We start from the raw sequence: 12,752 nt of genomic DNA on the forward strand, positions 1-12,752 counted from the left end.
AAAGCGTCTAGGCTAGTTTAATGGTATTTGACACCGTAACAAAGTTATATTTACGGGCTAAAAATTTTAGAGGCTAAGCAGAGGATCAATTGATGACCAGCAACAATAAGCCCACAAACATGACTCAAGCTCAATCAGCCGATCCGCTTTTTCTTAAAGCTGAACACTTGGCACAAGACTTTTCACTGTTTCCTGAACACAGTAAACAGAGTTTATCTGAAGAGATTAAAGGTCTCTTAGGTGACGATGCTATCCAGTCAAACCTTAAAGAACTGGAACAGCTAGATGTAGATGGTTATGTCACTCGAGTGATACAGCCGACGTTAGATAAGAGTCGACTCGGTGCTAGGCGCATCATTGCCGATCTTAAAGGTAAGTTAATTGCCGAAACCCATATTGGACCATTTTACAGTGCTGAAATTGAACTTAACTTCGGTACTCGTACTCGTCGTTTAGGCTTTATCGCCCAAGAACGTACGACAAGCAACGGTGCTTGGTCACCAGAGCATCATTTAGAAGCCTGTAAGGCTATTCGTAAGTTTGCTGAACTGGCAATGCCTATCATCTATCTTATCGATACTCCTGGCGCTGATGCTGGTGAAGTGGCTAACAGCCAAAACCAAGCTCATACCATCTCCAAAGCGATTGCTGAAAGTGTCAACGTTGATGTGCCTACTGTGGGTATCGTGATCGGTGCGGGCTATTCTGGCGGTGCAATCCCATTAGCCGCTGCTAACATTTTACTTTCAGTGCGAGACGGTATTTTTAATACTATCCAGCCACAAGGCTTACAGAGTATCGCGCGTAAGTACAACTTGTCTTGGCAGGAGTGTGCTAAATCAGTAGGCGTGTCTCCAGAAGAGTTATACACCTCAGGTTGCATCGACGGAATTATCGATTTCTCGCCATCGGATAAAGATGAGCGTCAACACAATCTTCGTCGCGCGATCATCAGCAGTGTTGAAGCTGTTGAGCAAGCTGCGGTGCAGTTTGTACGTGAGTCTGAGGACTTACGAGAGCACTATAACCGCAGTTTAAGCCGTTTCTTAATGCCTTCTAAAAATCTAGCGGCGCTTGAAGATCATGCTGAACTTGCTGTAGCAAATAACCCAACTATGCACCTTAACCTATTTGGTTGTGCTTACCGGTATCTGCGTTATCTGACACTGCGTAGTCGTATTCATTCTATCTCTCAAGAACAGTATGGTCGTTTGTCTAAGGTCAGTGTTCCTGAAGGTGATCTACTTGCCCGTATTGCGCAAGAGCAAGATCGTGTCTTCCAGTCTTGGTTATCAAACCCAGATAAACTGGTTTACGATGAAGAGTTAAATAAACTTTGGGGTAACTTCATCGCTAAGCGTGATGATGTATCGACTGAACGTAACATGCTGACTCGTTTGATTTTGGGTGAACCAAAAGAGAACTATAAGAAGGCGCGTAAGGCTCTGTTATTTAACATCGGCTGGTCTTTATATCACCGTTGGAAAGGCAATGCCGAGAATAACTTCAAAGGGCTGATTCAGTACCTTGAAACCTTGCCTTCTGAAGTCACTCAGGTCGATTGGCCTGAGCTTAATGAGTTGACAGTACTCGACGTGGTTATTCACGACGAGTTACGTGAAGACTTTATCTGGCAGTGCCATAATATCCTTATCTTCAACGCACTGTATGACAATGTTGTGGGCAACCTAGCGTCAATCGCGAAAGAAGCCATGATGTCGAAGAGCTTATCACGAGCGTCAGTGGATAACTTACTTCATGACTCAATCGATCGTGCATTATCGACTCAAGATACGGCCAATGATAAAGGTAAGTTCTACAAGTGGCTGAAGTTCTTTATGTCTCAGTCAAACCGCGCCGAACTATTAACCAAGACTGAGCAGTGGAAGAGTGTGGGTTTCCCTCAGCTAAACGATAGTTTGTTCGTTATTCTTACTTATTTCTTCGAGCGTTTACTGCCTGAGTATTTCGACAGCGAAAATGAGAATCACGAATACACTGGTGCGATTAATCCAGTGCGTATCGGTCGTCGTAAAGACTTCTGGAACCGTCTCACCATGGGTTATCAGGACCTGTTGATCCAGAAAGTGCTGCGTGATGAGAAGCGTAGCGGTAAGATGAGTTGGGAAAACATCATTAATAAATTCTTTACCGATTTCGACGAATTTAATGCTGATAAAATGTCAGCTAACTTACTGAACTTCCCAGGTTTTCGTCTTTCAATTGAAGATGCATTAGATAAAGGTATTCGTCCTTGTGGGCTAATCACAGGTGTCGCAGATTTTGAGCAAGATGGTCAGCAGATGAAGGTTGGTCTTGCCGTGTCTAACACTGCATTCCAAGCAGGCGCATTTGATATGGCCAGTGCTGAGAAGTTCTCTGCGCTACTGATTGAATGTGCTAAGCGTAAGCTGCCTGTGATCTGCTTTATTAGTTCTGGTGGTATGCAGACTAAAGAGGGAGCAGCTGCGCTGTTCTCTATGGCTGTGGTTAACGACCGCATCACACGTTTTATCCGTGATAACGAGTTGCCTGTATTGATGTTTGGTTATGGAGACTGTACTGGTGGTGCTCAGGCGAGTTTCGTGACTCATCCCCTTGTGCAGACTTATTACCTATCGGGTACCAATATGCCGTTTGCTGGTCAAATGGTTGTGCCAGCTTACTTGCCATCAACTGCGACATTGTCGAACTACTTGTCGAAAGTACCGGGTGCGATGGATGCTTTGGTTATCAATCCATTTAGTGACACGATTGATGAGCAGTTGTCGGGTATCGACCCACTGATGCCTAAACCTACCGCTAAGATTAAAGAGGTAATTGGTAAAGCATTATCAACATTGGTGCCAGAGATGTTGGTTGCCGATGAAGAGATTATCCAGAACGATCCTCGTCAGCTAATGAAGCCTATCAATAAAGTGTTAATCCATGCCCGTGGTTGTACTGCGGTTAAGCTTATTCGTAAGGCGCACGACAATAATATCAATGTCGTATTGGTTGCATCGGATCCGGACATGACTTCAGTCCCTGCTGATATGCTAAAAGAGGGTGATAAGTTAGTTTGTATTGGTGGTAACACGTCAGATGAAAGTTACCTCAATGCCTATTCAGTATTGAAAGTTGCCGAATATGAGAATGTCGATGCGCTTCATCCTGGTATAGGTTTCCTATCTGAGAGCCCACAGTTTGCTGCACTTTGTGTCAACAATGGCGTTAACTTCGTTGGTCCAAGCGTGCACAGCATGACGACCATGGGTAACAAGTCTAATGCGATTAAGACCTCTCAGGCCAATGGCGTACCGGTTGTTCCTGGTAGCCACGGTATCTTAAGTAATGCAGAGCAAGCAGTAAACGTAGCCAATGAAATTGGTTACCCTGTACTGCTTAAAGCCGTACAAGGTGGTGGTGGTAAAGGTATTCAGGTTGTTGAACGTTCATCTGATATGATCAGCTTGTTCCAACAGACCTCGACAGAAGCTGCCGCAGCCTTTGGTAATGGCGACCTTTACCTTGAAAAATATGTGACTTCATTGCGTCATATCGAAGTTCAGTTACTGCGTGACCAGTTTGGTAACACTAAAGTATTGGGTATTCGTGACTGTTCTGTTCAGCGTAATAATCAGAAGGTTGTAGAAGAGTCAGGTTCGACTATGCTGCCACCAGAGCTGAAAGAGAAAGTGCTTGAATACACTCGTGCATTAGGTAATGCAACTGATTATATGGGCGCTGGTACCGTTGAGTTTATCTACAACTTAGACACCAACGAAGTCTACTTTATGGAGATGAACACGCGTCTGCAGGTTGAACATCCAGTAACAGAAGCAACGTCAGGTATCGATATCGTGAGTGCTGGTTTTGATATTGCCGCAGGTCGTTCGATTGAAGCTTTAGAGCCTCAAGATAAAGGTTATGCGATTGAAGTGCGTGTGACTGCTGAGAAAGCAGCACTGGACAGCAATGGTATTCTTCAGTTGTTGCCACACCCTGGCTTGATCACTGAGTACAAGATGCCTGAACGTGATGATATCGAAATCATCTCTATTGCAGGTGAAGGCAAAGAAGTTTCACCTTACTACGATAGCCTCATCGCGCAGATCATCTGCCGTGGTGAGAGTCGTGAAGATGTGATCACTAAGCTACATGATTACTTAGTTAATAGTGCAGTGATTAAAGGTATCGCGACTAACATTCCTTTACTAACGCGTATCCTGAAAGATGGCACTTTCAACGAAGGTGTTTATGATACGAACTACCTTCCGCGCCTGATGGCTGAGCTTGATATTCCAGAGCTGATAGCAGAGATGGAAGCGGCGGCAGAAATGGTCGGTGTTGATACTGAATCACTTAGAGTTGGTGAGAGTAACGAGCTTAAAGTGATGGCACAAGGTGCAGGTATTTTCTATACCTCTCCAGCGCCAGGTCAAGCTGACTTTGTTCAAGAGGGTGATATCGTTACGGCAGACCAGACTTTAGCGCTTACAGAAGCGATGAAGATGTTCTCTCAGCTTAATTTAGCCGGTTATAACCGTAAAGATGCAGTACTCTATCCTGAAGATAAGAAATATCGTATCGAGCGAGTACTTAACAGTAACGGTCAGCAAGTTTCTCAAGGAGATCTACTGTTTGTGGTATCGCCAATCGAGGCTTAATCTAAACGAGTGCCTGATTTGACATGGCTGAGTGCCTGTTAATCTAGGTACAACATAAGTATTAACTCATTTTAATGCCTATCATGTTGATAGGCATTTTTTTGGCTGTGATTTACAGTTTCGAGAGTGTTTAAATCATGAAAAGTGTTTTAAATACAGTTAGTAATGCTTAGCTTGTAATTACCTTGGAATAAATAAACTTATATTAAAGAAAAAAATCTACATAGAATGGCGAGAAATAACTTCTTTAAGAAAAATGAAAATCGGTGTATTTTTTTACGTTAATTAGTCTATTTATGTAGAAAAAATATGAGTAATAAAATCATTGTTGGTAGTGAAGAGTGGTGCGCTTTACCTAATTTAGGCATTAAGGCCGTTAAGGCTCGTGTAGATTCTGGTGCTAAGACCTCTGCTATACACGCGATCAATATCTCAACCTCAAAGCGCGAAGATGGGACTTGGGTGAGTTATGAGGTTCATCCTCTGCAAGGCAGTCGTAAAGTCGCCTTGTTGTGTGAATCTAAACTTATCGATCGACGGGTGATTAAAAGTTCAAATGGCGAAACAGAGAAGCGTTATGTTGTGCGCGAACTTTTACAGTTGGGTGAGCAGTCTTGGGAAATTGAACTGACATTGACTAACCGCGCAAACATGGGCTATCGCATGTTGTTGGGGCGAGAAGCCATGGGTGATAGGATCTTAGTGGATCCATCAACAACGTGCTGCTTAGGCGAGATGACTGATGAGGATGTCAAAGCCTTTTATGGGCATGTAGATATTCCGAGTAGCGGTCTTAAGATAGGCTTACTTGCTAGCAATCCAAATCTATACAGTAATCAACGTATTATTGAGGCTGGCCAGCAACGGGGCCATGAAATGTACTTCTTCGATATTAAGCAGTGCTATATGAAGCTAGATGCGTCTCAGCCCGAAGTACATTACCGTGATGGCAGGGTGTTAAATGATCTTGATGCTGTGATCCCTCGTATTCGTCCAAGTATCACGTTTTACGGTTGTGCACTGACGCGTCACTTTGAAAGCCTGGGTGTTATGGCACTGAATAGCTCTGAAGCGATCACTCGCTCCAGAGATAAACTATTCTCCTTGCAGTTATTGCAGAAAAACAACTTAAATATTCCGACCAGTGGTTTTGCTAATTCCCCTGCGGACACAACAGATTTAATTGATATGGTCGGCGGTGCGCCACTGATTGTTAAATTACTCGAAGGTACCCAAGGTAAAGGCGTGGTACTTGCCGAAACCCGTAAAGCGGCTGAAAGTGTGATTAATGCTTTTAAATCTTTGAAAGCGAACTTGCTGGTGCAGGAGTTTATTAAGGAAGCGGACGGCAAAGATCTACGCTGTTTTGTTATCGATGGCAAGATAGTCGCTTCGATAGAGCGTACAGCAGCACCGGGCGAATTTAGAGCTAACATTCACCAAGGTGGAACTGCATCACTGGTTCAGATCTCTGCGGAAGAGCGAAAACTTGCTATTAAAGCGGCCAAAACCATGGGGCTTGAGGTTGCGGGTGTCGACATTATTCGTTCAAGTAAGGGGCCGCTATTATTAGAGATTAACTCATCACCCGGACTTGAAGGTATTGAAACTGCAACGGGTATCGATGTTGCGTCAGCGATGATTGATTCAATCGAGAAGAGAGTAGGCTGGAAAAAGTAAGCGAATTCTAATTCGACCATAATTCCTCTTTTAAAACAGCGATGAGATTCATATCTCATCGCTGTTTTTTTATTTCAGTTGGTTTTGTGACTGAGTTTGAGATGAGAACTATCACTAATATCAATCGGTATTCGTGCCTAACTATTTGAGTGTTACACATTGCTGATTTAGATATAAATGTCAGTGTTGGTATCTCTATCTTTCCACAACATGCTAATGATTTAGAAAGCCTGTTAAGTGTTTCCGATCTGGCTATGTATCAATCTAAACAAGCTGGGCGAAATTAGTTCAGTATCTTTCAGCCTGAGTTGTCTGTCAGTGATTTTAACTCGTAGATGAACATATAGGGGAAGGTGTCACTTAATCCCCCGTCCCATGTTCGCTAGGTAGACTAGTTTAATAGCTCATGTTCAGCAGGAAGTTGGCGAGTGATCCATAATACCAATTTATGCTTCATATTCGGACCATCTTCTTTGTCTTTTGCGAGAGGTTGAATAAGCTTATCAGTGACTAATAGTCGATAGATGCACTCTACCTTATCTTTAGGTGAAATCCCTTTATCAAAGTCAGCAAACCCTCTTTTCTTTGCATATCCAACACCAATTTCCATCGCGAGCTTTAATAATTGCACATCGTGTTTACCTTGCTTCATATCAGGTTCCTTAATTGGTATTTTAATCAAATTACCCTAAATAATTGATATAGCAATAGCTCAACTCTGATTGTTGAACTATATGGCGTTTTAATGAACCCCATGAAGGTTTTAAGTAAAATTTGTATGACTGCATTTTTGTGTATTGAGGTAAGCTTCAAATCTCTATTCTCTAATTCCTATGAGCCTCTAGGTTCAGTAAAACATTTTTCTTAACCCTGGCAGCTCTTCCTTAAATTTTACCTAGCTCTATGGGCTTATTTGGTTCCTTAAAATCGAGAAAAGCGCCGAAGTTAACTAGTTGATTTTTAAGGTGTTATATTGTTAGGTTTTAAAGCGACTCAATGTTAGCCTTCACACTTCTTCACTATTCCTATACCAAGGGTTTCAAATGAATAGAACAAAAGAGGTGCTTGAAGGGATCAATTTTACGCATCAAGATCTGAGTAATTCTCACTTTAATCAGTGTAAATTCTATAACTGTAATTTTACCCAAGCGGATTTAAGTGATTGTCACTTTGTGGACTGTTCATTTATAGAGCCTGGGGCTGTGAGTGGGGTGAATTTCGAATATGTTAATTTGCGGGATGCGAGCTTTAAAAACTGTCAACTCTCGTTGGCTAGTTTCAAAGGTGCTAACTGTTTTGGTGCTGAGTTTAGAAACTGTGATTTAAAAGGAGCGAACTTTTATAAGACAAGCTTTGTTAACCAAATCAGTAGACAAGTGTATTTCTGTTCCGTGTATATAACGGGATGTAATTTATCGTATGCTAACTTTGAGCTGCAATGTATTGAAAAATGTGATCTATTTGAAAACAAATGGACTGGGGCTAACTTGAATAGAGCTTCACTGCAAGGGTCGGATTTGAGCCGAGGGGTATTTTCTAGTGATTGTTGGGGTCAATTTAATATTAAGGAGTGCGATCTTTCTAACTCTGAATTGTATGGGCTAGATCCACGAAAAGTTAACTTGAGTGGCGTTAAGATCTGCCTTTGGCAGCAAGAGCTGCTATTAGAGCCTTTAGGCGTTATTGTTGGGCCAGATTAGATTATATTTTGAGTTGGCTATTAACGCTATGTATCCTAGAGTTGACTGATTTCAGATAGACCATTAGTGTTTACTGATGTAGATCTGTTCTTGTAAACTGGATAATCATGAGCCAAAACAGAACTGTTTTAAGAGCGAACTTGCTTGAAGGTGCTTTGGAGCAATCTTCTGGGAAAACAGTTCTGTTGATTGCTCCTGTCGGCTTTGGAAAAACAACACTTATATTGCAACATCAGCTGCAATACCAAAATGATAACCAAGCGCTAAATTATTATATTAGTGGCAAAGATAATCAGTGTCAGGAGCTGATTGAATCGATCTTAGTCGGAGCGAATCCATCCGTTACTGTCTACCTAGATGACTGGGATAAAGTCGAGTTAGCGCTGTGGCGAGAATTGCATCATTTGTTTACATCAAAGCAGTGTCGATTAGTGCTTGCTGGTCGAGATATGCACTCTCTTAATCAATTACCTGCTTCTTTATTGCAAACTTGTACTTTATTGGGACCTGAGGTTCTGGCTTTTTCCTATAGTGATATAGAATCTTTCAGCGCTTCAGGTAATTTAGTCACATCGTCTCAACTGTTTAGCATGACGTTGGGATGTCCATTTTTAGTGATGTTAGCACTCTCAGAACCCAATGTGACCAGCTCGATTGAGCGGCTCCAGCAAAAGTTAGGGCAGCATCCTATTTTACGTCAGTTACTGTTTCAGGAAGTGTTGGGCGACTTAAATGAACACGATAACGACAAAGTTCGCTTGCTGTGTATTAACCCACTGTTACCCAAGGGGCTATTTACCGAATTTGAGCAGCTAGCAATGAGTGAGCTGGTTGAACGATTATTTTCTGGCTTACATATAAAGTCTGAAACAGACTGGGCCTTGCTGCCAATTGTACGAGAGCAGATGCAAAACCTGTGGCTTGAGGAGGATGTTAGCGCTTTTCACCACGCTTATCTGACACTCGCAGAGCTGTATGCAGCACAAGGTGATGTGGTTAATGCGATACGCTTAATGATGGCCTGTGGAGAGGTGAAGTTAGCTGTATCTATGTTAAGGCAACAAGGTGGATTACTGCAGTGGGTTCGCCATGGCTTAGGAAATCTAGAGTTAATACTACAGCAGTTCACTTCTCAAGAGTGGCTCGTTTTTGATGAAGTCGCTTGGCTTGCTTGTATCGTGAGCTTAAAACGAGGCGACGTCGACAAAGCGAGAAAGTTAATAAATCGTCATTATCATCAAGATTCGTTTGATTGGTCTGTGGCTGATGCGTTTGTGTGTCTTTATGAAGGGCTAAACCTTAGTCAAAAGCAGCGAGACTTTTTCATTCGTTTGCAGATCGATAGTTCAGAAATATTAACTGACAATAATCACTCAACAGGTGATGGCCTTAGCTGTTTTGCTGGTGCACTTATTAACAATATTTTGCTTTTGATTGCTATCCAGCAAGGTGGAATAGAGGAGGCGGAGAACTATTTAAGCGCTGCGCGTTCTTATTACCAACAAGAGTTAGATGCGGATTACGGTGAAGCTTTTCTTGATATTCATCAATCTCATATCTCTATGTTGAGGATGGATGCTCAGGTAAGTTCAGTTTATTTGACCCGGGTATCGGCCCGAGTGCAAAGTGTATTCAGTCAAGACAAAAGCATTCGAGTGGCAATGTTGGCCGTTAAACGTGAGTTGGCTTTTTACCGAGGCTTAATGCCATCATTGGCTGTGATGGATAAGCTAGTGCGAGAAGTGAATCATAGCGAGGCTTGGTTTGATCTATATGCTGCGGTTTATACGTTAGCGGCTAAAACCGCATTGCACCACAATAAGCCTGAATCACTTGAGCGGTGGTTAAAGGCGGCCGGGGAACACAGTAAAAAGCATCGCTTAGCACATTTAGAAATCCTGTTGAATTACTTGGCACGCTTAGCTCAAGTCAGTAATCCAGTTGTGAGTGATAAGTTTGATGCATATATTTATCCATTGCCAAAAGATCCCATCACTTTGCCGTGGCGCTTGCTGCAACTACACCTTGAATTAGAGATGCAGTTATCGAGTTTGTCGAAGGCGTTATTAGAACAAGCTTTACTGTTTTCTGAGTCACAAACAAATTGTTTATTAGCCTGCCAGTGTCGTTTGATGTTGGCAGTCATTCGAGTTGATGATGCTCAGCTAGCTCATGAAATAGCCTTTGTTGAAGAGAGCGGTTATTTGCAATTAGTGTGGCAGTTACGAGCTTGGCTCCCCAAAGAACAGCTAACGGATATATTGGATAGGCATAATAGAACGCGTTTAATTCAGCAACCCAAAAAGCAGGAGGAAAGTACCTTACTCTCTAGTAAAGAAACGGCAGTAATGGCCTTGGTGTCGTGTAAAAGACGCAATAAAGAGATTGCCATTGAACTGGATATCTCAGAACAAACAGTAAAGTTTCATCTGAAAAGTGTCTACAGAAAGCTGGGGGTGAGTAGTCGAAAGCAAGCTGTGACCGCACTGGCTGCGAACTTGGTTGAGGAGTAAAAAGCTGGAAGCATAATAGCAATCGATATTAGCTTCCAGAAAGGGAGAAACATCCTTGTTTTCGGTAAAGCAAAAAGTTCTTGTTAGAATTTGTACTCGACAGATGCACCTATCTGGCGACCTGGGGTATAAGCTCGAATGATGCCGGTTACGGTACCCAATAGCCCATTAACGTACGAAGCATTGGTCGTGGCGTACTCGTCGGTGATGTTTTCTCCGTAAAGTGTAAAACGCCATTCTTGCCATTCAAGTGCAGCGGTCAGATTCACAAATTGCTTAGCACTAACTTCCAAAGACTCCTGTGTTGTTCCAAGGAAGAAGTTGCCCTGTGCTCGGTAATCTAAACGAGTATTGAACAACCAATCCCTACCTAACTCCTTTTCATAATTTAACCCCAGATTCAAAGTATATTTTGGGGTAGCAGGGGCCCTTTGTCCGGTATCTTTTACCTTAGAATTTGTATAACCCCATGCAGCATTAAATCTAAGATCATCGGTCAGCATGACAATTGTTTCTAGTTCTAAACCTCGAATTTCGGTTTGGTCTATGTTTGAGGTTTGTCTAAATGGCGCTGTTGGTATGATGAAAGAGATCTGCTGTTCTGAGTAGTCAATATAGAAAAGTGCGCCATTTATCTGAATACGGTTATTCCACCATGTTGATTTGCCACCAACTTCGAAGTTTTGCGTTGTTTCGGCTTTAGTGAGATTGCCTGAGTTATAAAATCCAGGTCTAAAACCATTGGCATAGGTCGCATATATCATGCTGTCATCATTGATATCATATGACAGTGATACCTTAGGTTGAAAAGAGTTATCAGACTGAGTTAGCGTGTTCTGCAACTGACCATTTGGATCGGGTAAAGGCACTACTTCTTGTTGTTTTGGGGTTTTAAAACGGGTTGATTGATAATTAACTTGATCATAGCGAGCGGCTAACGTCAGTTCTAGTTTATCGGTAATATCATAGTTAACCTGTGCAAATACGGCCTTGATCGTGTCCTCTTTGACATCAATTTGATCGAATATCGAATCGCCAACAACGCCGACTTCAGGTTCAAGTCGGATGCGCAGTTGATTGAGACCATTACGCTTTTGATAGTAAGCCCCAGCTAACCAACGGAGATCTGAATCATTGCTTGAGGTGAGTTTGACTTCATGGCTGGTGACATCAAAGTTATCAACAAGATCTTGTAAGAAGATGTTAGCAGAGCTCCAATCTAGATCCCCGATCAGATCTTGCTCCGCATCTTGGTAGGAGCTAATCCAAGTCAATGTCATATCATCGAAATCATAGTCCAGCTTAAGTGAAGCATCTTTAAAGGTTTGATTCTCTTTACCTATAAAGCTTCGTTCTGGGCCTGAACCTGAAAAGTCATCAAGATCTGCGTGTTGAGCTGTTGCGAACGCTTCCCCTTTGGCCAGCAGATCTTGCATCACTGCGCCCTGTTCATACTTGGCGTAGCCTAATCTAAGATCGGCGCTAAATTCATCACCAAGATATTGCCAGCGGGTTTTAATCCGTTTGGTATCATTAAAGTCGAGATCGTCACCATTGGATGAGTCAATCAATCCATCAGATTTACGGGCACCCACGGAGACTAAACCAAAGATATTTTCGCTTACGCCGCCGCTGATATAACCACTGACGGTCTTGTCATTGCCTTGTGCATATTGAGCTTTTATCTTGCCGGAAAGCTCCTCAGTAGGTGCTTTAGTGATCACATTGATCGCGCCCGCCATGGCACCTGCGCCATAAAGCGCACCTTGTGGGCCACGCAGTACTTCAATGCGCTCTATCTCTCCCATATCTTGGTTGATGAAATCAGCTGAGCCAACTTGAACGCCATCGACAACATAAGTCACTGGTGGCAGGCCTTGTTGGGTGCCAGTAATGCCCCTCATTGTGATAAATGATGCCCCTGCTCTAAAGGTTTTACGAAATATGACATTTGGTGTCAGATTGATGAAGTCGTTAACGTGTTCAATACGAGCTGATTCGATATCAGATTCACTAAAAGCGGTCACTGCATCGGGGATCTCTTGTAGAGATTCAGTGCGTTTACGCGCGGTGACTTGAATGACCTCAATACCTTGAGTATCGATCTGATTATCAGCGTCTTCCATCTCAGCCCAAAGCATACCAACAGGCATGATGCTCATACTAAGAAATAGGGGGTAATATATTGTTTTCATTTTATTATATCTCCA

The 12,752-nt window shown here is 42.6% G+C and carries 7 protein-coding genes and 1 pseudogene; 6 read left to right on the forward strand and 2 right to left on the reverse strand.

Annotated elements, in window-relative coordinates; all coding sequences use genetic code 11:
* Nucleotides 1-92 precede the first annotated feature (92 nt).
* From HWQ47_RS03875 to HWQ47_RS28040, 4 genes and pseudogenes are all read left to right on the forward strand, one after another.
* The gene (locus HWQ47_RS03875; RefSeq protein WP_269969877.1) at nt 93-4,649 is read left to right on the forward strand and encodes an ATP-binding protein; all 4,557 of its coding nucleotides are present in this window, start codon (nt 93-95) and stop codon (nt 4,647-4,649) included.
* Nucleotides 4,650-4,958: 309 nt separating this feature from the next.
* Nucleotides 4,959-5,357: pseudogene (locus tag HWQ47_RS03880) on the forward strand (ATP-dependent zinc protease family protein); the annotation flags it as partial.
* Nucleotides 5,358-5,384: 27 nt separating this feature from the next.
* Complete coding sequence (rimK, locus tag HWQ47_RS03885) at nt 5,385-6,329, forward strand: 30S ribosomal protein S6--L-glutamate ligase (protein ID WP_269971656.1); 945 nt, start codon at nt 5,385-5,387, stop codon at nt 6,327-6,329.
* A 149-nt stretch (nt 6,330-6,478) separates the two neighbouring features.
* Nucleotides 6,479-6,616, forward strand: a complete 138-nt coding sequence (locus HWQ47_RS28040; protein ID WP_442802102.1) for a diguanylate cyclase domain-containing protein — start codon at nt 6,479-6,481, stop codon at nt 6,614-6,616.
* Between the two features lie 104 nt (nt 6,617-6,720).
* Here HWQ47_RS28040 and HWQ47_RS03890 read toward each other — a convergent pair whose 3' ends face one another.
* A complete protein-coding gene (locus HWQ47_RS03890) occupies nt 6,721-6,981 on the reverse strand; it encodes a DUF5062 family protein (protein WP_269969878.1) in 261 nt (86 codons plus the stop codon).
* Nucleotides 6,982-7,372: 391 nt separating this feature from the next.
* Here HWQ47_RS03890 and HWQ47_RS03895 point away from each other — a divergent pair, with 391 nt between their 5' ends.
* Complete coding sequence (locus tag HWQ47_RS03895) at nt 7,373-8,029, forward strand: Qnr family pentapeptide repeat protein (RefSeq protein ID WP_269969879.1); 657 nt, start codon at nt 7,373-7,375, stop codon at nt 8,027-8,029.
* Nucleotides 8,030-8,136: 107 nt separating this feature from the next.
* On the forward strand, nt 8,137-10,542 hold the full coding sequence (locus HWQ47_RS03900) for a helix-turn-helix transcriptional regulator (RefSeq protein WP_269969880.1): 2,406 nt from the start codon (nt 8,137-8,139) through the stop codon (nt 10,540-10,542).
* Between the two features lie 83 nt (nt 10,543-10,625).
* Here HWQ47_RS03900 and HWQ47_RS03905 read toward each other — a convergent pair whose 3' ends face one another.
* The gene (locus tag HWQ47_RS03905) at nt 10,626-12,737 is read right to left on the reverse strand and encodes a TonB-dependent receptor (protein ID WP_269969881.1); all 2,112 of its coding nucleotides are present in this window, start codon (nt 12,735-12,737) and stop codon (nt 10,626-10,628) included.
* Nucleotides 12,738-12,752: the final 15 nt, after the last annotated feature.

Origin of the sequence: Shewanella sp. MTB7, assembly GCF_027571385.1 — a bacterium.
Classification (GTDB): domain Bacteria; phylum Pseudomonadota; class Gammaproteobacteria; order Enterobacterales; family Shewanellaceae; genus Shewanella.